A 26,256-nucleotide genomic window follows, 5' to 3' on the forward strand; every position below is an offset into this window, starting at 1 on the left:
CCTCGAGGCGGCAATCATGCCGTGCGGAGCGAGGCGTCGACACCACGCACCACGATCATGCTGGAGGGCACGTCGATAATGGACCTGACGCAGTCGAAGCCACCCAGGACCTCACGTGGATGCGGTCAGCGACCTCCAGCTGGTGCGCTGCGGAGCTCGGAGCATGCGTTCGACGCCATCCGGTCTGGTGCGTGGCTGACCCGCGGGACGCGTGGCCACGGGCTTGCGGACACACCTGAGGCCCGCAGGCCGGCGGCGCCCCTGAGGCGGGCGGCCCCCGCCCCTGCCGTTGTGCCAATCGGCCCGAGCCACGACGTGGCGGATCCTCCTCGCCCCGTGGACGGTGTGGTTCTCGGTGTGGATCCGTTGGACCGCCTCCATGACGTTCTCGTCTCGAAGGCCCCGTGCGCACGTGGGAGGCGGCTTCGCGGCGCGGCCACCATGCGACGCCAAGAACACCCATCCCATCCCGTTGAGCCGGCGGCAGCAGGCCTTGACCTGGCACAGATCGCGGGCCTCACCGGTGAACGCGACCATGATGTCGTGGGGCGGTCGAGCTCGCGAGAGACGAATCCCCGCCGACGCCGGCCTGCGGGGCAATGGCCCGGTCCGAGTGCGGTCGCGGGCCCCCTTCGTCGGGGTCCCTTCCGAAGAGCGTTCGCCGAGGGGCCGTGGCGAGCTCTGAGACCCGGCCCGCCACGACCCCTGGCCGGCAGCCGAGGTGGGGCACCGGCCCCTGGAAACACGGAAGGCCCCGCACCACCAGGTGCAGGGCCTCCCCCGGGAATGCAAGAAGGGCCCCGCACCAAAGTGCAGGGCCCTCCCCAAAGAATGTCCGGCGGCGACCTACTCTCCCACAACCTCCCGGTTGCAGTACCATCGGCGCTGTGGGCCTTAGCTTCCGGGTTCGGAATGGAACCGGGCGTTTCCCCCACGCTATGACCGCCGTAACCCTTCATCCCACCCCACACCCGACAAACACCAGGCATGGTGGGAAACCATCACGGGTCACACAACAGTGACACTATTCAACAATACTCAACCACCCCAACAGGGCGACCGGTTGCAATCAGACAACCGCACAGTGGACGCAAGCACCACACCCTCACCACCCGAAGCATGGGCAGCAAAGAAAAAAGTGTGTGTAAGTCATCGGCCTATTAGTACTGGTCAGCTTCACGAGTCTTCAGTCCTCGCTTCCACATCCAGCCTATCAACCCAGTGTTCTAGCTGGGGGCCTCACACCCTCAAAGGGGCAAGGAAATCTCATCTCGAAGCCGGCTTCCCGCTTAGATGCTTTCAGCGGTTATCCATCCCGAACGTAGCTAATCAGCCATGCACCTGGCGGTACAACTGACATACCAGAGGTTCGTCCGTCCCGGTCCTCTCGTACTAAGGACAGACCTTCTCAAACTTCCAACGCGCGCAGAGGATAGGGACCGAACTGTCTCACGACGTTCTGAACCCAGCTCGCGTACCGCTTTAATGGGCGAACAGCCCAACCCTTGGGACCTACTCCAGCCCCAGGATGCGACGAGCCGACATCGAGGTGCCAAACCATGCCGTCGATATGGACTCTTGGGCAAGATCAGCCTGTTATCCCCGAGGTACCTTTTATCCGTTGAGCGACGGCCGTTCCACAACGAGCCGCCGGATCACTAGTCCCGACTTTCGTCCCTGCTCGAGCTGCCACTCTCACAGTCAAGCCCCCTTGTGCACTTGCACTCGACACCTGATTGCCAACCAGGCTGAGGGGACCTTTGGGCGCCTCCGTTACATTTTGGGAGGCAACCGCCCCAGTTAAACTACCCATCAGGCACTGTCCCTGACCCGGATCACGGGCCGAAGTTAGATATCCAGAGTGACCAGAGTGGTATTTCAACGATGACTCCACGAACACTGGCGTGCCCGCTTCACAGTCTCCCACCTATCCTACACAAGCCACACCGAACACCAATACCAAACTATAGTAAAGGTCACGGGGTCTTTCCGTCCTTCTGCGCGTAACGAGCATCTTTACTCGTAATGCAATTTCGCCGAGTTCACGGTTGAGACAGCGGGGAAGTCGTTACTCCATTCGTGCAGGTCGGAACTTACCCGACAAGGAATTTCGCTACCTTAGGATGGTTATAGTTACCACCGCCGTTTACTGGGGCTTAAATTCTCCGCTTCGCCGAAGCTAACGGGTCCTCTTAACCTTCCAGCACCGGGCAGGAGTCAGTCCATATACATCGTCTTACGACTTCGCATGGACCTGTGTTTTTGATAAACAGTCGCTTCCCCCTGGTCTCTGCGGCCCCGATCCCCTCACACCAGCACGTGGTGCTCAAGGTTGGGGCCCCCCTTCTCCCGAAGTTACGGGGGCATTTTGCCGAGTTCCTTAACCATGATTCTCTCGATCGCCTTAGTATTCTCTACCTGACCACCTGTGTCGGTTTAGGGTACGGGCAGTTTGAACCTCGCGCCGATGCTTTTCTTGGCAGCATAGGATCACCGGATCACCCACCACGTGGGCGCCCATCAGGTCTCAAGCACATAGCCGGCGGATTTACCTACCGGCAGCCCTACACCCTTAGACCAGGTCGATTCCATTGCCTGGCCCGGCTACCTTCCTGCGTCACACCTGTTAATGCGCTTGCCTCCCCGGTTCAGGTCCCGCGCTCCCCACCACCGACCCCGTCAAAGACGGGGTTCGGGATGGTTCGGGCGGTTAGTATCACCGGCTCAGCAGGGACGGTTCTTCACTGGTACGGGAATATCAACCCGTTGTCCATCGACTACGCCTGTCGGCCTCGCCTTAGGTCCCGACTTACCCAGGGCAGATTAGCTTGACCCTGGAACCCTTAGTCATCCGGCGGACGGGTTTCTCACCCGTCTTTCGCTACTCATGCCTGCATTCTCACTCGTCCACAATCCACCAGAAGTTACCCGCTGGCTTCACCTCGTGAACGACGCTCCCCTACCCATCCAGCAAAACTGAATGCCACGGTTTCGGCGGTGTACTTGAGCCCCGCTACATTGTCGGCGCGGAATCACTTGACCAGTGAGCTATTACGCACTCTTTCAAGGGTGGCTGCTTCTAAGCCAACCTCCTGGTTGTCTCAGCAACTCCACATCCTTTCCCACTTAGCACACGCTTAGGGGCCTTAACCGGTGGTCTGGGCTGTTTCCCTCTCGACTATGAAGCTTATCCCCCACAGTCTCACTGCCACGCTCTCACTTCCCGGCATTCGGAGTTTGGCTGAAGTCAGTAACCTTGTAGGGCCCATCGTCCATCCAGTAGCTCTACCTCCGGGAAGAAACACGTGACGCTGCACCTAAATGCATTTCGGGGAGAACCAGCTATCACGGAGTTTGATTGGCCTTTCACCCCTACCCACAGCTCATCCCCTCCATTTTCAACTGAAGTGGGTTCGGTCCTCCACGCGCTCTTACACGCGCTTCAACCTGGCCATGGGTAGATCACTCCGCTTCGGGTCTAGGACACGCGACTCAATCGCCCTATTCAGACTCGCTTTCGCTACGGCTTCCCCACACGGGTTAACCTCGCCACGTATCACTAACTCGCAGGCTCATTCTTCAAAAGGCACGCTGTCACCCCAACAAGGAGGCTCCAACGGTTTGTAGGCACATGGTTTCAGGTACTATTTCACTCCCCTCCCGGGGTACTTTTCACCATTCCCTCACGGTACTGATCCGCTATCGGTCAACAGGTAGTATTCAGGCTTACCAGGTGGTCCTGGCAGATTCACACGGGATTCCTCGGGCCCCGTGCTACTCGGGCGACCCTCCAACAGCGGCGGAACACATTTCGACTACGGGACTCTCACCCTCTACGGTCCAGCATCCACACTGGTTCGTCTATATGCCCGCACCTCACTGCGCCATGCCGGCAGACATGACAAGGAGGGGCCCACAACACCGCACATGCAACCCCTGCCGGGTATCACACACATACGGTTTAGCCCCATCCGCGTTCGCTCGCCACTACTAACGGAATCACTTTTGTTTTCTCTTCCTGTGGGTACTGAGATGTTTCACTTCCCCACGTTCCCTCCAACCGGTCTATGTGTTCAACCGGTGGTCACACGACACGTCGTGCGGGGTTTCCCCATTCGGAAATCCTGGTCTCAACGTCCGGTTATCGACTCCACCAGGCTTATCGCAGATTCCCACGTCCTTCTTCGGCTCCTGTTGCCAAGGCATCCACCATGCGCCCTTAGAAACTTCCACACACAATGAAAGTCCTCAAATGAGCAAAAATATAACTAAGATGTCATTCTCGGCGTCACCACACCTCACACACCACCCCAGGGGGAACAGTGCGATCAACGATGCAGCAACAATAAAAATAAGATGCTCGCGTCCACTATGCAGTTCTCAAACAACAACCCACACCCCATCCACTCACCCACAAGGTGCAGCTTCACAAGGCGCGGAGACCAGAAACAACAACCCCACCCCCACGGGCAGGGCGCCTGCTGTTCCAGGACCCAACAGTGTGCCAACACCAGCTCGCAGCCACCAACACCACCCATTCCAACCCAACCCCCAAAGAGGTTCGGCGTACTCGAGCACTGCCGGCGCCACCACTGGCACCATTCATCGATGTTCCACCCATGAGCAACCCGCCATCACACACTCGGTGATGCAACGGGCACTTAATGCTCCTTAGAAAGGAGGTGATCCAGCCGCACCTTCCGGTACGGCTACCTTGTTACGACTTAGTCCCAATCGCTGGTCCCACCTTCGACGGCTCCCCCCACAAGGGTTAGGCCACCGGCTTCGGGTGTTACCGACTTTCGTGACTTGACGGGCGGTGTGTACAAGGCCCGGGAACGTATTCACCGCAGCGTTGCTGATCTGCGATTACTAGCGACTCCGACTTCATGGGGTCGAGTTGCAGACCCCAATCCGAACTGAGACCGGCTTTTTGGGATTAGCTCCACCTCACAGTATCGCAACCCATTGTACCGGCCATTGTAGCATGCGTGAAGCCCAAGACATAAGGGGCATGATGATTTGACGTCGTCCCCACCTTCCTCCGAGTTGACCCCGGCAGTCTCCCATGAGTCCCCACCATTACGTGCTGGCAACATGGAACGAGGGTTGCGCTCGTTGCGGGACTTAACCCAACATCTCACGACACGAGCTGACGACAACCATGCACCACCTGTGATCCCGCCCCAAAGGGGAAACCGTATCTCTACGGCGATCGAGAACATGTCAAGCCTTGGTAAGGTTCTTCGCGTTGCATCGAATTAATCCGCATGCTCCGCCGCTTGTGCGGGCCCCCGTCAATTCCTTTGAGTTTTAGCCTTGCGGCCGTACTCCCCAGGCGGGGCACTTAATGCGTTAGCTGCGGCGCGGAAACCGTGGAATGGTCCCCACACCTAGTGCCCAACGTTTACGGCATGGACTACCAGGGTATCTAATCCTGTTCGCTCCCCATGCTTTCGCTCCTCAGCGTCAGTTACAGCCCAGAGACCTGCCTTCGCCATCGGTGTTCCTCCTGATATCTGCGCATTCCACCGCTACACCAGGAATTCCAGTCTCCCCTACTGCACTCTAGTCTGCCCGTACCCACCGCAGATCCGGGGTTAAGCCCCGGACTTTCACGACAGACGCGACAAACCGCCTACGAGCTCTTTACGCCCAATAATTCCGGATAACGCTCGCACCCTACGTATTACCGCGGCTGCTGGCACGTAGTTAGCCGGTGCTTCTTCTGCAGGTACCGTCACTTTCGCTTCTTCCCTACTGAAAGAGGTTTACAACCCGAAGGCCGTCATCCCTCACGCGGCGTCGCTGCATCAGGCTTTCGCCCATTGTGCAATATTCCCCACTGCTGCCTCCCGTAGGAGTCTGGGCCGTGTCTCAGTCCCAGTGTGGCCGGTCACCCTCTCAGGCCGGCTACCCGTCGTCGCCTTGGTGAGCCATTACCTCACCAACAAGCTGATAGGCCGCGAGTCCATCCATGACCGATAAATCTTTCCAACACCCACCATGCGGTGGACGTTCCTATCCGGTATTAGACCCAGTTTCCCAGGCTTATCCCAGAGTCAAGGGCAGGTTACTCACGTGTTACTCACCCGTTCGCCACTAATCCACCCAGCAAGCTGGGCTTCATCGTTCGACTTGCATGTGTTAAGCACGCCGCCAGCGTTCATCCTGAGCCAGGATCAAACTCTCCGTAAAAAAATTACAGAACAACATCACAGCAGCCGGAAATAACCACCATGACATCAATTCAATACCCGGCAGACCATCACCACACCACGGGGGTGGTGAGCGATGATCAACCAATATGTGTTAAAACAATTGGCATCAACAAACTTGGCACACTATTGAGTTCTCAAACAACAGGCGCTTCCAGCTTCAGCGACCCGCTCCGCGGGCCGTTTCGCTCTGGAGCAACTTCTCCATCCTAGACCATCCGCTGCGACCATGTCAACCCCGTTTTCAAGGTCTTCACTCGCCGTTCACGCGATCAGGCTCGAAAACCTTACCACGTTCCCGGTCGCTGTCAACCCTGCATTCCTGCCGGGCTGCTCCATCGCCGGCTCACGCACGGGACAGGTTCATCAGAACCTCACCGCACAGACACCGGTGACTCGCACCAGATCATCTTCTTCAGGAGTCTCGACCCGCATCACTGCCGGCCGCGTGCCCGGTGAACACCGTCCGCCCTGGACCTGCCATTCTCGGCATGAATCCGCGGATCTCATGTTCCTCACCGCACCTCCCGGTCACCCGGTCGGCGTCGTAAGCACAAGAGAGAACACTACCCGTCCTCGCCCCCGAACGTGAAATCGGGAGTGGTGCATCGACTCCCGTCAAGACCGGGGGTCCTGCTTCCGCAGATTCATGCCGATCTGGGCAGGCAAGAGCCTCGTCCGGCACCGCCTCGGCGCCCCATGGCCGCCTCGTCCCTCGACGTGAGGTCCGCCACGTCCGTCAGCGATCGGTCCCCGCGCCCGGGTGCGGCTGCAGCCACAGGGTGGTCAGCGCCGGCACGTTCACCGTCAGATGGGCCGGCTGCCCCTGCCACTGACCCGGCTCCGCGGTCAGCACCTCGGACTGCCCGGTCTGCTCCCGCCAGCCGTCCCCGTGGAAGTCGGTGGCGTCGGTGTCCAGGACCACGGTCCACTCCCCCGCGCCCGGCACCCCCACCCGCAGCCCCTGCCGGGGCGACCCCGAGAGGTTCGTGATGCACAGCAGCGGGGCGCCCCCCGGCTCGGCGGCGGACACCGCGGCGCCGTCGTCGTCGATGCGGGCCTCCGGCACCACGCGCTCGGCGGGATGCCGCAGGAAGACGAGGGTGTTGCCGTCGGCGTCCCCGCCGTCCACCCACTCGAATCCGGCCGGGCTGTGGTCCTGGGACCACAGGGCCGGCTTGCTGCGATACAGGGCGTTGAGCTCGCGGACCGTCAGCTGCACGCCGCGGTGCGACTCGTCCCAGGAGACCGGCCAGTCCAGGCCCTCCGCTTCGGACCACTCGCTCGGCTGGCCGTACTCGCCGCCCATGAACAGCAGCTGCTTGCCCGGATGCGCCCACATGTAGCCGTAGTAGGCGCGCAGGGTGGCCAGCTGGTGCCGGCGGTCACCGGGGATGCGGGTGAGCAGGGACCCCTTGCCGTGCACCACCTCGTCATGGGACAGCGGCAACACGTAGTTCTCCGAGTAGGCGTAGACCATCGAGAAGGTCCACTGCCCGTGGTGCCAGCGCCGGTTCACCGGGTCCTGCGAGAGGTAGGCCAGCGTGTCGTGCATCCAGCCCATGTTCCACTTCTTGCCGAAGCCGAGACCGCCGGCGTCCACCGGGGCGCTCACGCCGGAGAACGCCGTGGACTCCTCCGCGATCATGTGCACGCCCGGGTGCACCCGGTACACCGTGGCGTTCACCTCGCGCAGGAAGTCGATCGCCTCGAGGTTGTGGTTGCCGCCGTGCACGTTCGGCTCCCACTGACCGTCCTCGCGGGAGTAGTCCAGGTAGAGCATCGAGGCCACGGCGTCCACGCGCAGCCCGTCGATGTGGAACTCCCCCAGCCAGTACAGGGCGTTGGCCACCAGGAAGTTGCGGACCTCGGTGCGGCCGAAGTCGAACACGTAGGTGCCCCAGTCCGGGTGCTCGCCGCGTCGCGGGTCCGCGTGCTCGTACAGGGGCGTGCCGTCGAAGCGGGCCAGCGCCCACTCGTCCTTGGGGAAGTGCGCGGGCACCCAGTCCACGATCACGCCGATCCCTGCCCGGTGCAGCGCGTCCACGAGGTGCTTGAACTCGTCCGGGCTGCCGAACCGGGAGGTCGGCGCGTAGTAGCCGGTCACCTGGTATCCCCAGGACCCGCCGAACGGGTGCTCGGCCACCGGCAGGAACTCCACGTGCGTGAACCCCAGCCACTGCACGTACTCCACCAGCTGCTCCGCGAGCTCCCGGTAGTCCAGGCCGGGCCGCCACGAGCCCAGGTGCACCTCGTAGATGCTCAGCGGCCGCTCGTGCGGGTCCACCGTGCGGCGGCGCTCCATCCAGGTGCGGTCCTCGAACTCGTACTCGGACTCGAGCACGCGCGAGGCCGTGGCGGGCGGCACCTCGGTCCAGCGGGCCATCGGGTCCGCCTTCTGGCGCCACCGCCCGTCCCGGCCCAGGATCTCGAACTTGTAGCGGTGGCCGTGGCCGACGCCCGGCACGAGCAGCTCCCACACGCCCGAGGAGCCGAGGGAGCGCATGGCATGCCCCCGCCCGTCCCAGCCGTTGTGCTCGCCGACCACGCGCACGGCCCGCGCGTTCGGCGCCCACACGGCGAACGCGGTGCCCACGGCCTCGCCGGCCGGGGTGCGCACCACGCGCGCGCCGAGCACCTCCCACAGCCGCTCGTGCCGGCCCTCGCCGATCAGGTGCAGGTCCAGCTCGCCCAGGGTGGGCAGGTGACGGTAGGCGTCGTCCTGCTCCTGCGCCGGGCCCGTCTGACCGTCGGCGGTCTCGTACGCCACCTCGAGCCGGTAGTCGCCGGCGGCCGCCCCGGCCACCCGCGGCATCCGGGCGACACCGGCGAACACGCCGTCGTGCTCGTGGGCCAGCTCCACGCGCTCCCCGTCCCCGGTGCGCACCACGGTGACGGTGCGCGCCAGCGGGCGCAGCACGCGGTAGGTGACCGCCGCGCCGTCGGGGTGGGGGTGGGCCCCCAGCACCGCGTGCGGCTCATGGTGCCGGCCCTGCGCGACGGCGGCCAGCACCTCCGGGTCCACGGCGAGCGGGGCGACGGCGGGGCGGGAGGCGGCGGGCGTGGTCATGGGGGTTCCTGTTCTGGGCGGCGGGGCGGGGGCGGGGCGGCTCAGCCGTGCCGCACCACGCGCAGGACGTGGGCGGGCTCGACGTGCGGGTCCAGGCGGACGTAGGGCGTGCGGCCCCACCGCCAGCGCTGGCCCGTGAGCAGGTCCTCGACCTCGAAGGAACCGGACTCGTCCAGGTCCTCGGGGCGCAGGCGCAGCGCGGACAGGTCGAGGTCCAGGGTGGCCTCGGCGACGTGGTGCGGGTTCACGGTGACCACCGTGATCACGGTGTCCTCGTGCGCGCCGGCGTCGGTGACGGCCTCCGCGTCGCGGTGCTCGCCCTCGGGGCGGGCCGTGCGGGTCTTGGAGAACACGAGCAGGTCCTGGTGGGTGGAGCGGTGCAGCGTCAGGTTCTGCAGGTCCCGCAGCGCCGGGTGGGCGGCGCGGATCTCGTTCAGGCGCGTCAGGTACGGGGCGAGCGAGGCGCCGGCGGCCTCCGCGCCCTCCCAGTCGCGCGGCCGGTACTCGTACTTCTCGTTGTCGATGGACTCCTCCGCGCCGGGGCGGGCCACGTGCTCGAACAGCTCGTAGCCGGCGTAGACGCCCCACAGCGGGTTGGCGAGGGCGGCGACCACCGCGCGGATCCGGAACGCGCCCGGCCCGCCGTGCTGCAGGTACTCCGTGAGGATGTCCGGGGTGTTGACGAAGAAGTTCGGCCGGTAGAAGGCCGGCGTCTCGTGGGAGATCTCCTCCAGGTACTCGGCCAGCTCGGCGGCGGTGTTCCGCCACGTGAAGTACCCGTAGGACTGCTGGAAGCCCACCGTGCCCAGGGCGTGCATCATGGCCGGGCGGGTGAAGGCCTCGGCGAGGAAGACGACGCGCGGCTCCTCGGCGCGCACGCGCGCGATCAGCCACTCCCAGAACCACAGGGGCTTGGTGTGCGGGTTGTCCACGCGGAAGATGTGCACCCCGCGGCCCACCCAGCCCTGCACGACCTCGAGCACGGCCTGCGCCAGGCCCTCCGGGTCGTTGTCGAAGTTCAGCGGGTAGATGTCCTGGTACTTCTTGGGCGGGTTCTCCGCGTAGGCGATGGTGCCGTCCACCCGCGTGGTGAACCACTCCGGGTGCTCGGCCACCCACGGGTGGTCCGGCGAGCACTGCAGCGCCAGGTCCAGCGCCACCTCCAGCCCCTCGTCCGCGGCGGCCGCCACGAAGTCCTCGAAGTCCGCGAGGGTGCCCAGGTCCGGGTGCACCGCGTCGTGGCCGCCCTCGGCCGCGCCGATCGCCCACGGGGAGCCCGGGTCCTGCGGACCGGCCGTCAGCGTGTTGTTGGGGCCCTTGCGGTGCGCCGTGCCGATCGGGTGGATCGGCGGCAGGTAGACCACCTGGAAGCCCATCCGGGCGACTGCCGGCAGCCGACGGGCCGCCGTCGTGAAGGTGCCCGAGGACCACGTGCCCGCGGCCTCGTCGAAGCGCGCGCCCTCGGAGCGCGGGAAGAACTCGTACCAGCCGCCGCGGCCCGCGAGCTCGCGCTGGACGTCCAGGGGCAGCAGCTCGGAGCTCGTGACGTGCTCGCGCAGCGGCCGCGCGCCCAGCACGGCGGCGAGCTCGGCCGACTCGGCCCCGGCCAGGCGCTGGGCCGGGACGAGCCCCTCGTCCGCCAGCACGCGGGCGGTCTCCTCGAACGCGGCGCGGTCCTGCGCAGAGCGCTCCGCGTCCTCGGCCGCCGCGCGGAACAGGGCGGCGCCCTCGGCCAGCATGAGCTCCACGTCGACGCCGGCGGCGAGCTTCACGGTGGCCGCGTGCAGCCAGGTGCCCACCGGGTCGTGCCAGCCCTCCACCACGAAGTGGTGCACGCCGGTCTCGGACGGGCGCAAGGTGGCGAGGAACTCGTCCAGGCCCGGGCGGCCCGGGCGCATGTGGACGCGCTGGACCTCCGCCCCGGACGGGTCGAGCAGGCGGACGGTGGCGCGCACGGCGTCGTGACCCTCGCCGAACACGGTGGCGCGGACGGGGACGTCCTCGCCCACCACGGCCTTGGCCGGGAAGCGCCCGTCCTGCACCACGGGCTGCACGCCCGTCACCGGGATGCGCCCCGTGACGGTCTGGAGGCGGACGTCGGACGCGGGGGTGCTCTGGGCGGCTTGCTTCGAGTTGCTCACGCCTCGACGCTACCCCGCACCCGCCCCGGAATGAACCATCGGGACGCCGCATGGCCACGTCCCTGAGGCGGGCTGGACCCCGTGCGTACATGCCGCGAGGCCCGGCCTGCGCACGGGGCGCGGGCCGGGCCTCGGGACGACGGCGGCCGCCTCCGGAGGGAGGGCGGCCGCCGCCGGCGGCGCGGGTCAGGACAGCATGGTCTTGTCGTCCACCACGGCGCCCTTGATCTTGGCGAACTCTGCGAGCAGGTCCGCCGGGGTCCGCCCGGCCTTCTGCGCCTCGTCCAGCTCCAGGATGATCCGGCCGTCGTGCATCATGATCAGCCGGTTGCCCACCTCGAGGGCCTGGGACATGTTGTGCGTGACCATCAGGGTGGTCAGCCGGTGCTCCGCCACCACCTGCTGGGTGAGGCGGGTGACCAGCTCGGCGCGCGAGGGATCCAGCGCGGCCGTGTGCTCGTCCAGCAGCAGGATCTTCGGGCCGGAGAACGTGGCCATGAGCAGGCTCAGGGCCTGGCGCTGGCCGCCCGAGAGCAGGCCCACCTTCGCGGTGAGGCGGTCCTCGAGGCCGAGCTCGAGCTTCGTGAGCTCCTCGCGGAACAGGCCGCGCCGGGACCGGGAGACGCCGCGGGCCAGGCCGCGCGTGTGCCCACGGCGCCAGGCCAGCGCCATGTTCTCCTCGATGGTCAGGTTCGGGGCCGTGCCTGCCGTCGGGTCCTGGAACACGCGGCCGATCCACGCCGCGCGGCGGTGGTCCGCCATGCGGGTCACGTCCTTGCCGGACACCTTCACGGTGCCCGTGTCCGGCAGCAGCTTGCCGGCGATCGTGTTCAGGATCGTGGACTTGCCGGCGCCGTTCGAGCCGATCACGGTGACGAAGTCGCCCTCGGCCAGGTGCAGGTCGATGCCCTGGAGCGCGCGGCGCTCGTTGACGGTGTTGGGAAAGAAGGTCTTGGAGACCTGCGAGATCTCAAGCACGGGTCTGCTCCTCTGCGGTGGCGGCGGGCGTGGCGGTCGCGGGCGTCTCCGCCTGCGCGGGGGCCGCCGTCGACTTCGACCGCAGGCTGAGCCGCTTGGCGAGGCCGAAGCGGGGCAGCAGCAGCGCGAGGACCACGAGAGCCGCGGAGATCAGCTTCATGTCGTTCGGGCTCAGGCCGGCGTTGAGGGCCGCCTGGATGATCAGGCGGTAGAGCACGGCGCCGACGATCACGGCGAAGGTCGCCCAGAAGACCGTGCGCTGGCCGAAGACGGCCTGGCCCACGATCACCGAGGCGAGGCCCACGAGGATGAGGCCGATGCCCATGGAGATGTCCGCGAAGCCCTGGTACATGGCCAGCAGGGAGCCGCCGAGGGCCACGAGGCCGTTGGAGATCATCAGGCCGAGGATCTTCATGCGGTCCGTGGAGACGCCGTAGGAGCGGATCATCTCCTCGTTGTCGCCGGTGGCCTGCAGGGACAGGCCCAGGTCCGTGTGCAGGAACCAGTCCAGGATCATCTTGAGCACGAACACGCCCAGGAAGAGCACCAGGACCGAGCCCCAGTTGCGGGCCAGGCCCATGTCTCCCAGCCACGAGAACAGGGTGTCCTGGCCCAGCAGTGGGATGTTGGCCTTGTCCATGATCCGCAGGTTGATCGAGTAGAGCGCGATCATCGTGAGGATGCCGGCCAGCAGGCCGTCGATCTTGCCCTTGGTGTGGAGCAGGCCGGTGACCAGGCCCGCGAGGGTGCCGGCCACGAACGCGGCCACCATGGCCAGGGGCACCGGCGTGCCGCCGGTGATGAGCACGGCGGCCGTGGCGGCGCCGGTGGTGAACGAGCCGTCCACCGTGAGGTCGGGGAAGTCGAGGATGCGGAAGGTCAGGTACACGCCGAGCGCGACGACGGCGTAGATCAGACCCAGTTCCACTGCGGTGAGCATGGGGTGCCTTTCGGGCGGGTGCGAGTGCGGGGGACGACGGCGCGGCGCGGGCCGACGGGCCGTCTACGCGCTCCGCGGCGGCCGCGGACCGAAGCGGTCCGGGCCGCCGCGGAGGGCGGGGCGTGCGGGGGTCAGCCCTCGACGAGGCGGTCCGCCTCGTCCGAGAGCTCGGCGGGGATCTCGACGCCGTAGGCCTCGGCGGCCGCCGGGTTCAGCACGAGCTGCAGGTTGGCCGGGTCGGCGAAGCCCACGGCGATCTCGCCCGGGTTCGCGCCGTCCTTGAGGATCTTCACGGCCATCTCGCCGGCCTGCTTGCCGTGCGCCTTGTAGTCGATGCCGTAGGTGCCCAGGGCGCCGCGGTCCACGGAGTCGATGTCCGCGGAGATCACGGGGATGTCGTTCTCCTCGCCGAAGCCCACGACGGTCTCGAGGGCCGAGACCACCGCGTTGTCGGTGGGCACGTAGATGCCGTCCACGTCCGAGAGGGACTGCACGCCCTGCTGGACCTCGGAGGAGTTGGTGACCGTGGCCTCCTTGATCTCGAGGCCCAGCTCCTGGCCGGCCTCCTTGGCCTGCTCCACCTGGACGGCGGAGTTGGCCTCGCCGGAGTTGTAGACGATGCCGACGGTCTTGGCGTCCGGGTTCACGTCCTTGAGCAGCTGCAGCTGCTCCTGCACGGGGTTGCGGTCCGAGACGCCGGTGACGTTGCCGCCGGGGGCCTCCTCGGACGCCACGAGCTCGGCGCCCTTCGGGTCGGTGACGGCCATGAAGACGACCGGCTTGTCCTTGACCGCGGCGGCGGTGCCCTGGGCGGCGGGGGTGGCGATGGCGGCCACGAGGTCCACGTCGCCGTCGTTCGCGAAGGTCGAGGCGATCGAGGTGACGGTCGCCTGCTCGCCCTGGGCGTTCTGCTCCTCGAAGGTCACCTCGAGGCCGGCGTCCGAGAACGCCTCCTTGAAGCCCTCGCGGGCGCCGTCGAGCGCCGGGTGGGAGACGAGCTGGTTGATGCCCACGGTGTACTTCTCGTCGCCGCCGGCGCCGGCGTCGCCGGAGTCCCCGCACGCGGTCAGGCCGAGGGCGGTGACGGCGAGGGCGGCGGTGAGGGTGAGTGAGCGATGCTTCATGAGACGGACCTCGTTCTGATGGTGCGTGGCGGGATGCGCTCGCCGACGGCAGGCCGTCGGACACAGTGGACATACTGTGCGCCGTGACGCGCATCACGTGCAAGCCGTGACGGCGGTCACGGGCCATCCTGTCAGCTGAAAGCCCGGACCGTGGACACTCTGCTCATCTGTGAACCGGCGAGGCCGCCGTCGTCCCCGCGCGCTGCCGCGGCTCACCGCCCCCGGCGCAGACACGAGTCCCGCACAGTCGGGGTCATGCCCGCGGGCAACCCACCACTGTGCGGGACTCGTCTCGCCGGCCCCGCCGAGACCTGCGTGCTCAGCGGCCGCCGGCGCGCTGCACGGAGATCTCGTACAGCGAGATGCCCACGGCCATCGACGCGTTCAGCGACTCCATGTCCGAGTTGATCGGGATGGACACGATCTGCTGGCAGTGCTCCCGCACCATGCGGGACAGCCCCTTGCCCTCGGCGCCTACCACGAGCACCAGCGGCTCCGTGGCCAGGGAGAGCCCGGGCAGGGACACGTCCCCGCCGCCGTCGAGGCCCAGCACGAAGTAGCCGGCCCGGTGCAGCTCCACGAGCGTGGTGTTGAGGTTGCCTGCCTGGGCCACGGGCACGCGCGCCGCGGCGCCGGCCGAGGTGCGCCACGCGGTGGCGGTCACGCCCACGGAGCGGCGCTCGGGCACGATCACGCCGTCCGCGTCGAACGCGGAGCCGGAGCGGATGATCGCGCCGAGGTTGCGCGGGTCCGTGATGCCGTCCAGGGCGATCAGCAGCGGCGGCGTGCGCAGGTGCCCCTTCTCGTGCTTCTCGAGGGCATCCGTGGCCAGCGTCATGGCGTCCGCGTACTCGTACGGCGGGATCTGCAGCACGAGGCCCTGGTGGATGGCCTCGCCGGAGAGGCGGTCCAGCTCCGGCTTCGTGTTCTCCATGACCGGCACGCCCTGCTCCAGGCACAGGCGCAGGGCCTCCTTGACGCGGTCGTCCATCTCGATGCGGACGGCCACGTGCAGGGCCTTGGCCGGGATGCCGGCGCGCAGCGCCTCGACCACGGGGTTGCGGCCGGAGACGGTCTCGTCCGTGAGCTTCGGGCGGGACGGGCGCACCGGGCCGCCCCGCTTGGCCGCGGAGCGCTCGGAGAGCTGCTTGGCGCGGTAGGCCTTGTGGTAGATCCGGTCCTCGGCCTTCGGGGTGGGGCCCTTGCCCTCGAGCGCCTTGCGGCCGTGGCCGCCGGTGCCCTTCATGGGGCCCTTCTTGCCCTTGGGCTTGCGGGAACCGCCGGAGCGGGGTGCGGTGGACATGGCGGGGACTCCTGCGTGCCGGGGACGGGGTCGACGCGCTCGGGCGCGTCGGATCGGCCTCCAGTCTAGGTGTCAGCCCGCGGGACGCACGTGCCGGCCGATCCCCCAGGCGATCAGCGCGACGACGCCGGCCACCCCGGCGAAGCCGAGCGGCACCGCGGAGAGCAGCGGGGTGAGGGCCAGCGGCGCCACGGCGAGCACGGCCGCGTCCGCGCCGCGCACGGCGTCCCGGACCAGCGGGCCCGCCGCGCGCGTGGTCTGGGCCGGCTGCATCACCGCGCCCCAGTCCACCGGATCCGGCGTGGCGGTGCGCACCACGGCGCCGGCCAGGCCCACACCGGCCAGCGCGCCGCACAGCACCACCGGTCCGAGGGAGGGTCCGACGCCGTGCGTCCCCAGGGCCAGTACCAGGCCGAGCCCGGCGCCCCACGGCACGAGCACGAGCGCGGGGGCCACGGTGTGGACGCTCCAGGCCGCGTCCCGGCCGATCGGCAGCAGGCGCTCGAGCTCCGGGCTCCGGCCGACCTCCTCGGCGCCCGCGCCCACCGCCCGGGTCGCCAGGACGGCCGCCACCGCGACGCCGAGGGCCAGGACCAGGGGCAGCCGCCCCGGCTCGGAGAGGACCAGCAGCGACGGCAGGGCCCACGCCGAGGCGAGCCGTCGCCCCACCCCCGGCGTCCGCGCCAGGACCGCCAGGTCGGCCCGCGCCCACGCCCCCGCCGGCGAGGCCCGCCCGACGCGCAGCAGCGGGCTCACGCCGCGGCGCCGACGGCCCGGCCCCTCCTCGAGCGCGAGCGCCGCGCCGGCCTGGCGCACGCTCAGCAGGAACATGGCCGCCCCGAGATGGGCCGCCGCGTCTCCCGCGGACCGCAGGTCGCGGTGCGGGATCCGGTGCAGGCGGGAGCGCGTCGCCGCCAGCAGGGCCGCGGCGCCGAGGCCCGCGACGGCGGCCGCCCCCAGCAGCGTCCCGGCGCCGGCGCCGCCCGCGCCGCGCGCCAGGCCGGCCGCGACGTCCGCGCCCGCCAGGGCCGGCAGGACGGGCAGCAGCGCCGCCACCGGGGACCAGCGCAGCAGGGCGAGCAGGTCCCCACGCCGCCCCGAGGCCTGGACGAGCGCGCAGCCGGCCAGGACGAGCGCCGTCGTCGCCCCGGCGAGGAGCCCGGCCGCGAGCGCGTGGGACCAGGCCTCGCCCGCGGAAATCCCCGCGCCCCCGCCCGCCGTGGTGCGCGCGTAGAGCAGCCCGTGGGCCGTCGCGAGCCCCGCCCCGCCGCCGAGCGCCGCGCCGGCGACGACGCGCAGCAGCAGTGCCCGCCACAGCCAGGGGGCCGTGGGCGCGGGCAGCCGCAGCCACCACTGCGCCTGGGCCCGGTCCACGGCCACCGGGCCCAAGGTCGCGCCCAGCCGGAGGAGCCCGGCCAGGGCCAGCACGGCGGCGGCCGCGGCGAGGGCCGCCCCGCTCACCGGTGCCTCTCCGGGCAGGCGCCCCCACTGGACGGCGGCGCGCTGGAGCTGGGTGGCGGCACCCACGATCCCCGTGAGGAACGCGCCCAGGGTGAGGGCCGCCAGCATCGCGACGTAGACGTCCGTGATGCGCTCCCACCGCCGGGCCCTGGCCCGCGGGCGCTCCTGGCGGGCGACCCACAGGTCTGGCCGGAAGCCTGGACTCACGTGCGCTCGCGGATCCATGCGGCCCCCTCCGCCACGGCGGCCTCCCGCACCCGGCCGTCCACGATGAGGCAGCGCGTGGCGGCCCCGGCCAGGACGTCGGGGTCATGGGTGACCAGCACCAGGGCGGACGCCGGCTCGAGCGCCGCCAGGCGGGCGGTGAGGCGCTCGCGCATGCCGGCGTCCAGGCGCTGCTCGGGCTCGTCGAGGGCGAGCAGGCGGAAGGGGCGCAGCAGGGCCGCGGCCAGCAGCAGGCGGCGCCGCTGCCCGGAGGACAGCCGGGACGGCGGCGCGTCGGCGGCCTCCCGGAGGGCGAAGTACTCGAGCTCCCGGTCGACGACGCGGTCGGGCTCGGGGACGCCGTGGCCCAGGGCGACGAGCGTGAGGTGCTCGGCGACCGTGAGGGTGGGGAAGTAGGCGTCCTCGTCCGTCAGGACGCTCAGGGCCCGCCGATGCGCGGCGGACTCCGGCAGCACCGGCAGCCCCTCCAGGCGCACGCGCCCGGCCACCGGCTCCTGGTCGCCGACGAGGGTGCGCAGCACCGTGGACTTGCCCGCGGCGTTGGCCCCGACCACGCCCACGCGCTCGCCGGGCCGCACCACCAGGTCCAGGCGCCCCGTCACCGGGACCCCGGCGTAGCCGCACTCGAGCGCCTCGGCGTGCAGCAGCGCCGGCTCCGTCACCGCGTCCGCCGTCCCGTCCACGTCAGCCCCGTCCATGTCAGGCCCCCTCCCGATCTCGCCCCGGTCAGTCCGCCAGGCGCCACGTGGCGCCGTCGGCGCCGTCCTCCACCACGACGCCGGCCGCGGCCAGGGCGTCCCGGATGCGGTCCGCCGCGGCCCAGTCCTTCTCGGCGCGCGCCTGGGCGCGGGCCTCGATCTGGGAGCGGACCAGCGAGTCCAGCGCGTCGGCCGCCGGGCCGGTCCCGTCGCCGTCGCCCTCCGGCACGTCGTCCAGGCCGAGGACCGCCGTCATGGCCTCGACCTCGGTCAGGCGGGCGGCCGCGGACTCCAGGTCCTGCGCGGCCAGCGCGGAGTTGCCGGCGCGCACCACCTCGTGCAGGGCCGCGAGCGCCTGGGGGACGTTGAGGTCGTCCTCCATGGCGGCGCGGAACGCGGCGGGCACCCGGTCCGAGAGCGCGCCGTCCACGGCGGGCGGCACGGCCCCGGCGGTGCGGGCGCGGGCAGTGAAGTTCTCGATGCGCTCCACGGCGGCCTCCGCCTCCTCGAGCGCGCCCGGCCGGTAGTCCAGCTGGGAGCGGTAGTGGGCCTGGCCCAGGAAGTAGCGCACGGCCTTGGGACGGGCCATGCCGAGCATCTCCTCGGGGGAGATCGTGTTGCCGACCGACTTGGACATCTTCTCGCCGCCGTAGGCCACGAGCCCGTTGTGCAGCCAGAAGCGGGCGAAGCCGTCCCCGGCGGCCGCGGACTGGGCCAGCTCGTTCTCGTGGTGCGGGAAGCGCAGGTCCAGGCCGCCGCCGTGGATGTCGAACTGCGCGCCGAGGTACTTGGTGGCCATCGCGGAGCACTCGAGGTGCCAGCCCGGCCGGCCGGCGCCCCACGGGGAGGTCCACACGGCGGTCGCCGGCTCGCCCTCCTTGGCGCCCTTCCACAGCGCGAAGTCGCGGGGGTCGCGCTTGCCGCGCGGGTCCGCGTCCGGGGCGTCCTGCATGTCCTCCACCCGCTGGCGGGTCAGCTCGCCGTAGCGCTCCCACGAGCGGACGTCGAAGTACACGTCCCCCGAGCCGTCCTGCGCCGGGTAGGCGTGGCCGCGCTCGACCAGCCGCTGGATGAGCGCGAACATCTCGGGGACGTGCCCGGTGGCGCGGGGCTCGTAGGTGGGGCGGCGCACGCCGAGGGCGAGGTAGGCGGCGTCGAACGCCTTCTCGAAGCGGTAGGCCAGCGCCCACCACGGCTCGCGGGCCGGGTAGAGCGCGGAGGGCTCGAAGCCCTCCTCGTGGGAGGCGGCCGAGCGGTCGAGGATCTTGTCGTCGATGTCCGTCACGTTGCGCACCGAGGTGACGCGCAACCCGGTGGCCTCGAGCCAGCGGATCAGCACGTCGAACACGATCGCGCTGCGCACGTGGCCCACGTGCGGCATGCCCTGCACCGTGGCGCCGCAGTAGTACACCGACGCCTCGCCGGGGACGAGGGGCTCGAAGTCCCTGATCTGCGCGGTGCGGGTGTCGTAGAAGCGCTGGGCCATGGGGCGCGGTCCTTCCGGGAGGGTCAGGGTCCTGACGGGCCCTGCCAGCCTAGTGCGTGCCCCGGACCGGGTTCAGGCCGCCGGCGCCACGAGCGCCGTCGCGATCCCCACGAGGCCCTCCCCGCGGCCGATGAAGCCGAGCCGGTCCGTGGTGGCCGCGGACACGGACACCGGGGCGCCGCCGAGCGCCGCGGACAGCGCCGCCTCCATCTCCGCCCGCCGCGTGCCCACCTTGGGGCGCGGCGCCACCACCTGCACTGCCACGTTCCCGACGGCGAGCCCCGCCTCCGTCAGCAGGCGCAGCACCTCGGCCAGCATGGCCGTGCCGGAGGCGTCCGCCATCTCGGGGCGGTCCACGCCGAACACGGCGCCCAGGTCCCCGAGGCCGGCGGCCGAGAGCAGGGCGTTGCACGCCGCGTGGGCGGCCACGTCCCCGTCCGAGGTGGCGGCCACCCCGCGCTCGCCCGGCCAGTGCACGCCGCCGAGCCACAGCGGACGCGGCGCGTCCTCGGGCGCCCACCGGTGCACGTCCGTGCCGACGCCGACGCGCGGCAGGGCCGCCCCGGGACGGGGGCCTGCGGGGGCGGTGGCGGCGTCGGCCTCGGGGGCGGGGCCGGGGGCGCTGCCGGACTGGTCCATGGCGGGGTCCTCCTCGGGGGTGGGCGCGTCGGCGCGGCGCGCCAGCTCGAGCCGGGCCAGCTCGAGGTCGGCGGGGGCGGTGACCTTGAACGCGGCCGCGTCGCCGGCCACCACGGCCACCGGGTGCCCCGCGGCCTCCATCACCATGGCGTCGTCGGTGAGCGCCGCGGCGTCGAGCGCGGGGTCCGCGCGCACGGCCTCGTGGGCGGCGAGCAGCGCGTCCAGGTCGAAGCCCTGGGGCGTCTGCACGGCGCGCAGGGCGGCGCGGGGCGGCGTCGCCGTGACGACCTCGGCCCCGCCGGGCCCCGGCGCCACCTGCTTCACCGTGTCCGTCAGGGCGATCCCGGGCACCACGGCGACGGCGCCGGCGTCGAGGGCGGCCTCGACGGCCGCGAACACGGCCGGCGGGGTGAGGGCGCGGGCGGCGTCGTGGACGAGGACCCGGCGCGGGCCGGTCGCGGGGCCGAGAGCGTCCAGCGCGTCGGCGGCCGCCGCGAGCCCCGCGCGCACGGAGTCGGCCCGCTCCGCCCCGCCCGGCACGCAGGCGACGGGCGCGCCGAGGCCCGGGCCGGCGTCGACCTCGGCGGCCACGCGGGCGGCGTCCTCCTCCGCCGGCGGGGCGAGGACCACGACGGCGTCCACGGCGGCCCCGGCGGCCCGCGCGGCCGCCACGGAGTCCAGGCAGTGGCGCAGCAAGGCGCGGCCGTCGGCGAGGGGGACGAGAGCCTTCGGCATGCCCGCACCGAGGCGGGTGCCGGCGCCGGCGGCGGCGATCACGAGGGCGGTGGGCATGCGGCCATCCTAGGGAGGGTCCCGTTTCTCACACGAAAGTGCGCGGGAAGGCTCCCGTCTCCCGCACGAAAACGTGGGGGCGGGGAGCGCCGGGCACGGCAGAGGGCCCGCGTCCACGACGCGGGCCCTCTCCTCTGCTGCGGTGCTCATCCGTCCGAGCGCTCGGCCCGGGCGGCGGCTCGGCGGGGTCTCAGCCCTCGAGCACCTGGTCCAGCATGCCCTCGGCCTCCTCCTCGGTGACCTTCTTGGCCAGCGCGAGCTCGGAGACGAGCACCTGGCGCGCCTTGGACAGCATCCGCTTCTCGCCGGCGGACAGGCCGCGGTCCTGGTCGCGGCGCCACAGGTCGCGCACGACCTCGGCGACCTTCTTCACGTCGCCGCTGGCCAGCTTCTCCAGGTTCGCCTTGTAGCGGCGGGACCAGTTGGTGGGCTCCTCCACCTGCTCGGCCTGCAGGACTTCGACGACCTCCTCGAGGCCCTCCGAGTCCACGACGTCACGCACGCCGACCAGGTCGACGTTCTCCGCGGGGACCTCGATGGTCAGGTCGCCCTGCGCCACCTTCAGCTTGAGGTACATCTTCTCCTCCCCCTTGATGGTGCGCATCTTGATCTCCTCGATCCGCGCAGCACCGTGGTGGGGGTAGACGACGGTCTCTCCGACCTCAAAAACCATGTTGTTGTGCCCCTTTCAGACGTCTCATTCTATCATGTGCCCACGTCACGCCGCGAGTGCCGTCGTGCCACGAGCCCCGGGATGTGATAGTGCGGAGCCGTGACACGCGGCGTCTTCCGTGCACGGATGCGGTAGCCTGACCTCGCAGGCCCCCTGCCTCGGGGTCCTGACGTCATCGCACCTGAGGAGACCTCTGTGAAGAACGCATCCCGGCCCGCCCGGCGCCACCTCGCCGCAGGTGCGCTGGCCGCCGTCGCCCTGCTGGGCGCCACCGGCTGCTCCGCCGTGAGCCCCATCGCCACCGCCATCGAGTACGACGCGTCGGACGGCATCAACGGCGAGGAGAAGGACTTCCTCAGCTACCGCAATCTCGCCCTGGTCGGCGACGGCGACTCGGGTCCGGCCCGCCTGATCGGCACCCTCGAGAACCTCTCGGACCAGGCCCAGACCTACACCTTCCAGGCCGAGGGCGGCGGCTCCGCCACCGTCCAGGTCCCCGCCGGCGAGACCTTCAAGCTCGAGGACGACGCCAACCAGACCGTCCTGGAGCGCCAGGACGCCTGGGTGGGCGAGCTCCTGCCCGTCACCGTCTCCGGCAACGGCGGCCAGACCGAGCTCGAGGTCCCGCTGCTCGGCGCCACCCAGGACCACTACCGCGACCTGCTCCCGGAGGGCGTGAGCCCCTCGGACGAGGAGCTCGGCTCCCACCTCGACGAGGAGACGCACGACTACGGCGGGGAGCACTGACCCCTCCCGCACCCCGCACGCCACGGCCCCGGCCCCTCCGCCAGGAGGAGCCGGGGCCGTCGTCGTCCCGGAGGCGCCGCGGGGCTCAGGCCTCGAACTTGTAGCCCAGGCCGCGCACCGTCACCAGGTGGCGCGGGCTCGAGGGGTCCGGCTCGATCTTGGAGCGCAGCCGCTTCACGTGCACGTCGAGGGTCTTCGTGTCCCCCACGTAGTCCGACCCCCAGACGCGGTCGATCAGCTGCCCGCGGGTCAGCACCCGGCCGGCGTTGCGCAGCAGCATCTCGAGCAGCTCGAACTCCTTGAGGGGCAGCGAGACCTGCTCCCCGTCCACGGAGACCACGTGGCGCTCCACGTCCATCCGCACCGGGCCGGCGCCCAGGGTGGCGGAGACCAGCTCCTCCGGCTCCCCCTGCCGGCGCAGCACCGCCCGCACCCGGGCCACGAGCTCCCGCGAGGAGTACGGCTTGGTCACGTAGTCGTCCGCGCCAAGCTCGAGGCCCACGACCTTGTCGATCTCGGAGTCCTTGGCGGTGAGCATGATGACCGGCACGTTGGAGCGCTGGCGCACCTGGCGGCAGACCTCGGTGCCGGACATGCCCGGCAGCATGAGGTCCAGGAGGATCAGGTCCGCGCCGTCGCGCTCGAAGACGCCGAGCGCCTCGTTGCCGTCGGCGGCCACGGCCACCTCGAAGCCCTCCTTCTCCAGGAGGTAGGACAGGGGATCGCTGAACGACTCCTCGTCCTCCACGATCAGAATGCGGCTCATGCGCTGGACTCCTTCCGGGGCGGGGACGCGGCGGACGCGGTCACGCGGTGACCGCGCCGCTCGGTGACGTGGGAGGCGGCCGGGGGGCCGTCGACGGCGGCGCCGTCGTCCTCCCATTCGGGCAGGCGGATGGTGAAGGTCGAACCGCGCCCCGGCTGGGACCACAGGCTGACCTCCCCGCCGTGGTTGATCACGACGTGCTTGACGATGCTCAAGCCCAGCCCCGTGCCGCCCGTCTGGCGGGACCGGGCGGAGTCCACCCGGTAGAAGCGCTCGAACACGCGCTCCTGCTCCTCCGGGGAGATGCCGATCCCCTGGTCCGTGACGGTGACCTGGGCCAGCCCGTCCGCGGAACTCAGGCCGATGCCCACCGTGGTGCCCTCCGGCGAGTACCGCACGGCGTTGTCCACGAGGTTGCGCACCGCGGTCATCAGCTGGTCCGCGTCCCCGTGCACGACGGCGTCCACACGCCCGCCGACGCGCAACGTGATGCCGCGGTCCTCGGCGGTGAGGCGCAGCCGGTCCACGGCGTCGGCCACCACGGCGTTGAGGTCCACGGCCCGCCCGTCCTGGACGACGTCCTTGGCCTGCAGGCGGGAGAACTCGATGATGTCCTGCACGAGGGCCGTGAGCCGGCGGGACTCGATGCCCAGCCGGGAGGCGAAGCGGCGGACGGCCTCCTCGTCCTCCGCGGCGTCCCCGATGGCCTCCGCCAGCAGGGAGATGGCCCCCACGGGGGTCTTCAGCTCGTGGGAGACGTTGACCACGAAGTCGTGGCGCATGGCCTCGGTGCGGGTCACGTCCGTGCGGTCGTCCGCGAGGATCAGGATGTACTCCTCGTCCAGGGGCGCCACGCGCAGCTCCACCACGAGGCTGGACTGGCCGAGCGGGCCGCGGGGCAGCTCCAGGCGGCGCTCCACGATCACGCCCTCGGCGCGCACGGAGCGGGTGAGGTCCTTGACCTGCTGCTGCACGAGGGAGTGGCCGCGCACGAGGCCGAGGGCGTAGGCGGAGGGGTTGGCGCGCACGACGCCGTCGACGTCGTCCACCACGGCGTAGGCCCGGCCCACCACCGCGAGCACCTCCGCCGCCCCGGGGGCGAGCGTGGGCTCGCCCACCGCCAGGTCGACCGTGCGTGAGCGCTCGGACGCCCGGAAGGCCAGCATGGAGGCCACTCCGATGAACAGTCCGACCGCGCCGCAGAGCAGGCCGATGATGACGGGATCCACGGCACCAGACTAGCCTCTGGGGGCCCGGCGACGGTCGGTCGGAACCCGGCCAGACGGCGGTCTCCCGGCGTTCATGGACCGTTCACCTGCCCCTGCCAGCATGGACCGTTCGCCCCGTGGGGAACGGGGGCGGCGGCGCACGGACGTCGCCGCGGAGAGGAGACCATGCGCGAGCTCTACCGCGCCGACCTCGAGCGCCTGGGACGGGACCTGACCGAGATCGCCCGCCTCGTGCATCGGGCCATGATCGACGCCCAGGAGGCGCTCGAGTCCGCCGACGTCCACGGCGCCGAGCGCGTCATCTCCGAGGACGCCCGGATCGACCGCCTGCAGGAGTCCCTGGACGAGCAGGCCGTGCGGATCCTGGCGCTCCAGGCGCCCGTCGCCACGGACCTGCGCACCGTCGTCGCGACCCTGCGCATGAGCTCCTCGCTGGAGCGGATGGGCGACCTCGCCCGCCACGTGGCGCAGCTGACCCGCCTGCGCTACCCCGAGCACGTGATCCCCGCCCCCGTGCGCCCCGTGTTCACCGCCATGTGCGACGCCGCCGTGGACGTGGCCGAGGAGACCGTGCTGCTGCTCGAGACCCAGGACCTCGCCCACGCGGACCGCATCCACGCCGTGAACGAGGACGTGAACGCCCTGCACGCCTCCGTGTTCCGCTTCATCGCCGCCTCCGACTGGACGGCGACGCCGGCCACCACCACCGACGTCACCCTCGCCTCGCGCTACCTCGAGCGGTTCACGGACCACGGCCTCTCCGTGGCCGCCAAGGTCCGCTACCTGGTCACGGGCGAGTGGGCGTACCACCGCGGCTCGGAGACCTCCGGGCCCTGACCCGCCGCGGCCCGCGCCGGGCCGCCGCCCAGCAGATGCACGACGGGCCGGGACGCCTCCCGCAGGAGGGTCCCGGCCCGTCGTGTCCGCCGGATCAGCGGCGGGGCCTCAGGCGCGCGTCAGTGCGCGGAGCCCTGGGCGGCCACCGCGGCGGCGCCGGCGGCGGCGGCCTCCGGGTCCAGGTAGCGGCCGTTCGCCGTGATCGGCTTGAGGTCCTCGTCCAGCTCGTAGACGAGCGGGATGCCGGTGGGGATGTTCAGGCCCGCGATGTCCTCGTCCGAGATGCCGTCCAGGTGCTTGACCAGGGCGCGCAGCGAGTTGCCGTGGGCGGCCACCAGCACGGTCTTGCCGGCCTTGAGGTCCGGCACGATCTCGGCCTCCCAGTAGGGGATCAGGCGGTCGATGACGTTCTTGAGGGCCTCCGTGCGGGGTGCGTCCTCGCCCAGCTCGGCGTAGCGCTCGTCGCCGCTCTGCGAGAACTCGGAGGAGTCGTCCAGGGCGGGCGGCGGGGTGTCGAAGGAACGGCGCCAGACCATGAACTGCTCCTCGCCGAACTCCTCCTTCACCTGGGCCTTGTCCTTGCCCTGGAGGGCGCCGTAGTGGCGCTCGTTCAGGCGCCAGTCGCGCTTGACCGGGATCCACTGGCGGTCCGCCGCCTCGAGGGCCAGGTTCGCCGTGGTGATCGCGCGCTTGAGCAGCGAGGTGTGGAGCACGTCCGGGTGGACGCCCTCCGCCTTCATCAGCTCGCCGCCGCGGGCGGCCTCGGCGCGCCCCTTCTCGGTGAGCGGGACGTCCACCCAGCCGGTGAACAGGTTCTTCTCGTTCCAATCGCTCTGACCGTGCCGCAGCAGGACCAGCGTGTACGTGGTGTTCGCCATGTCACCATCCTAGGCCGCTCGGGGCGCGCGGGCCCGTGTGGGACGATGCAC

Annotated in this window: 16 protein-coding genes and 3 rRNA genes; 2 read left to right on the forward strand and 17 right to left on the reverse strand. The window is 70.1% G+C overall.

The window, feature by feature from the left end; all coding sequences use genetic code 11:
- Nucleotides 1-833: 833 nt before the first annotated feature.
- The 14 genes from rrf to HDA33_RS07925 all read right to left on the reverse strand — a co-directional run bounded on the left by rrf (nucleotide 834) and on the right by HDA33_RS07925 (nucleotide 21,748).
- Nucleotides 834-950: ribosomal RNA gene (rrf, locus tag HDA33_RS07860) — 5S ribosomal RNA — on the reverse strand.
- Between the two features lie 190 nt (nucleotides 951-1,140).
- Nucleotides 1,141-4,233 (reverse strand): 23S ribosomal RNA (locus tag HDA33_RS07865).
- Nucleotides 4,234-4,675: 442 nt separating this feature from the next.
- Nucleotides 4,676-6,198 (reverse strand): 16S ribosomal RNA (locus HDA33_RS07870).
- The 16S, 23S and 5S rRNA genes sit together here, the layout of an rRNA operon.
- 759 nt (nucleotides 6,199-6,957) lie before the next feature.
- Entirely contained in the window at nucleotides 6,958-9,288 is a 2,331-nt protein-coding gene (glgB, locus tag HDA33_RS07875; protein WP_184172325.1) for a 1,4-alpha-glucan branching protein GlgB, read from the reverse strand.
- A gap of 41 nt (nucleotides 9,289-9,329) precedes the next feature.
- A complete protein-coding gene (locus HDA33_RS07880) occupies nucleotides 9,330-11,429 on the reverse strand; it encodes a maltotransferase domain-containing protein (RefSeq protein WP_184172327.1) in 2,100 nt (699 codons plus the stop codon).
- Between the two features lie 186 nt (nucleotides 11,430-11,615).
- Nucleotides 11,616-12,407, reverse strand: coding sequence for an ABC transporter ATP-binding protein (locus HDA33_RS07885; RefSeq protein ID WP_158493411.1), 792 nt, complete (start codon nucleotides 12,405-12,407; stop codon nucleotides 11,616-11,618).
- A complete protein-coding gene (locus HDA33_RS07890) occupies nucleotides 12,400-13,347 on the reverse strand; it encodes an ABC transporter permease (protein WP_158493412.1) in 948 nt (315 codons plus the stop codon). Before HDA33_RS07890 ends, HDA33_RS07885 begins: the two co-directional genes overlap by 8 nt.
- A gap of 131 nt (nucleotides 13,348-13,478) precedes the next feature.
- A complete protein-coding gene (locus tag HDA33_RS07895) occupies nucleotides 13,479-14,471 on the reverse strand; it encodes an ABC transporter substrate-binding protein (protein ID WP_158493465.1) in 993 nt (330 codons plus the stop codon).
- A gap of 319 nt (nucleotides 14,472-14,790) precedes the next feature.
- On the reverse strand, nucleotides 14,791-15,774 hold the full coding sequence (gene rlmB / locus HDA33_RS07900; RefSeq protein ID WP_184172329.1) for a 23S rRNA (guanosine(2251)-2'-O)-methyltransferase RlmB: 984 nt from the start codon (nucleotides 15,772-15,774) through the stop codon (nucleotides 14,791-14,793).
- Nucleotides 15,775-15,846: 72 nt separating this feature from the next.
- A complete protein-coding gene (locus HDA33_RS07905) occupies nucleotides 15,847-17,442 on the reverse strand; it encodes a DUF6297 family protein (RefSeq protein WP_184172331.1) in 1,596 nt (531 codons plus the stop codon).
- Nucleotides 17,439-18,158: an ABC transporter ATP-binding protein gene (locus HDA33_RS07910; RefSeq protein WP_184172333.1), complete on the reverse strand. Its 720-nt coding sequence runs from the start codon at nucleotides 18,156-18,158 to the stop codon at nucleotides 17,439-17,441. Before HDA33_RS07910 ends, HDA33_RS07905 begins: the two co-directional genes overlap by 4 nt.
- 28 nt (nucleotides 18,159-18,186) lie before the next feature.
- Nucleotides 18,187-19,644, reverse strand: coding sequence for a cysteine--tRNA ligase (cysS, locus tag HDA33_RS07915; protein WP_184172335.1), 1,458 nt, complete (start codon nucleotides 19,642-19,644; stop codon nucleotides 18,187-18,189).
- A 72-nt stretch (nucleotides 19,645-19,716) separates the two neighbouring features.
- Nucleotides 19,717-21,075, reverse strand: coding sequence for a 2-C-methyl-D-erythritol 2,4-cyclodiphosphate synthase (gene ispF, locus HDA33_RS07920; RefSeq protein WP_184172338.1), 1,359 nt, complete (start codon nucleotides 21,073-21,075; stop codon nucleotides 19,717-19,719).
- Nucleotides 21,076-21,265: 190 nt separating this feature from the next.
- Nucleotides 21,266-21,748: a CarD family transcriptional regulator gene (locus tag HDA33_RS07925; RefSeq protein ID WP_017488320.1), complete on the reverse strand. Its 483-nt coding sequence runs from the start codon at nucleotides 21,746-21,748 to the stop codon at nucleotides 21,266-21,268.
- Nucleotides 21,749-21,943: 195 nt separating this feature from the next.
- On the opposite strand from HDA33_RS07925, the gene HDA33_RS07930 reads away from it, so the two are divergent.
- Nucleotides 21,944-22,495 (forward strand): hypothetical protein, encoded by a 552-nt coding sequence (locus HDA33_RS07930; protein WP_158493469.1) that lies wholly within the window; start codon nucleotides 21,944-21,946, stop codon nucleotides 22,493-22,495.
- A gap of 85 nt (nucleotides 22,496-22,580) precedes the next feature.
- On the opposite strand, the gene HDA33_RS07935 is transcribed toward HDA33_RS07930, so the two are convergent.
- Both HDA33_RS07935 and HDA33_RS07940 read right to left on the reverse strand, forming a co-directional pair.
- Nucleotides 22,581-23,261, reverse strand: coding sequence for a response regulator transcription factor (locus HDA33_RS07935; RefSeq protein WP_017488318.1), 681 nt, complete (start codon nucleotides 23,259-23,261; stop codon nucleotides 22,581-22,583).
- Entirely contained in the window at nucleotides 23,258-24,490 is a 1,233-nt protein-coding gene (locus tag HDA33_RS07940; RefSeq protein WP_017488317.1) for a sensor histidine kinase, read from the reverse strand. The genes HDA33_RS07935 and HDA33_RS07940 overlap by 4 nt, the downstream gene beginning before the upstream one ends.
- Before the next feature lie 165 nt (nucleotides 24,491-24,655).
- On the opposite strand from HDA33_RS07940, the gene phoU reads away from it, so the two are divergent.
- Nucleotides 24,656-25,327, forward strand: coding sequence for a phosphate signaling complex protein PhoU (gene phoU / locus HDA33_RS07945; protein ID WP_017488316.1), 672 nt, complete (start codon nucleotides 24,656-24,658; stop codon nucleotides 25,325-25,327).
- Between the two features lie 119 nt (nucleotides 25,328-25,446).
- On the opposite strand, the gene HDA33_RS07950 is transcribed toward phoU, so the two are convergent.
- Nucleotides 25,447-26,205 carry a phosphoglyceromutase gene (locus HDA33_RS07950; RefSeq protein WP_184172340.1) on the reverse strand — a complete coding sequence of 253 codons (759 nt, stop codon included), beginning with the start codon at nucleotides 26,203-26,205 and terminating at the stop codon, nucleotides 25,447-25,449.
- Between the last annotated feature and the right edge of the window lie 51 nt (nucleotides 26,206-26,256).

The organism is Micrococcus endophyticus, from assembly GCF_014205115.1.
In the GTDB taxonomy this organism is placed as follows: domain Bacteria; phylum Actinomycetota; class Actinomycetes; order Actinomycetales; family Micrococcaceae; genus Micrococcus; species Micrococcus endophyticus.

Bases quoted from the DNA above. Each gene is read 5' to 3' on its own strand.
- glgB (WP_184172325.1), bottom strand. From the start codon at position 9,288: ATGACCACGCCCGCCGCCTCCCGCCCCGCCGTCGCCCCGCTCGCCGTG.
- HDA33_RS07890 (WP_158493412.1), bottom strand. From the start codon at position 13,347: ATGCTCACCGCAGTGGAACTGGGTCTGATCTACGCCGTCGTCGCGCTC.
- HDA33_RS07895 (WP_158493465.1), bottom strand. From the start codon at position 14,471: ATGAAGCATCGCTCACTCACCCTCACCGCCGCCCTCGCCGTCACCGCC.
- rlmB (WP_184172329.1), bottom strand. From the start codon at position 15,774: ATGTCCACCGCACCCCGCTCCGGCGGTTCCCGCAAGCCCAAGGGCAAG.
- HDA33_RS07910 (WP_184172333.1), bottom strand. From the start codon at position 18,158: ATGGACGGGGCTGACGTGGACGGGACGGCGGACGCGGTGACGGAGCCG.
- cysS (WP_184172335.1), bottom strand. From the start codon at position 19,644: ATGGCCCAGCGCTTCTACGACACCCGCACCGCGCAGATCAGGGACTTC.
- ispF (WP_184172338.1), bottom strand. From the start codon at position 21,075: ATGCCCACCGCCCTCGTGATCGCCGCCGCCGGCGCCGGCACCCGCCTC.
- HDA33_RS07925 (WP_017488320.1), bottom strand. From the start codon at position 21,748: ATGGTTTTTGAGGTCGGAGAGACCGTCGTCTACCCCCACCACGGTGCT.
- HDA33_RS07935 (WP_017488318.1), bottom strand. From the start codon at position 23,261: ATGAGCCGCATTCTGATCGTGGAGGACGAGGAGTCGTTCAGCGATCCC.
- phoU (WP_017488316.1), top strand. From the start codon at position 24,656: ATGCGCGAGCTCTACCGCGCCGACCTCGAGCGCCTGGGACGGGACCTG.
- HDA33_RS07950 (WP_184172340.1), bottom strand. From the start codon at position 26,205: ATGGCGAACACCACGTACACGCTGGTCCTGCTGCGGCACGGTCAGAGC.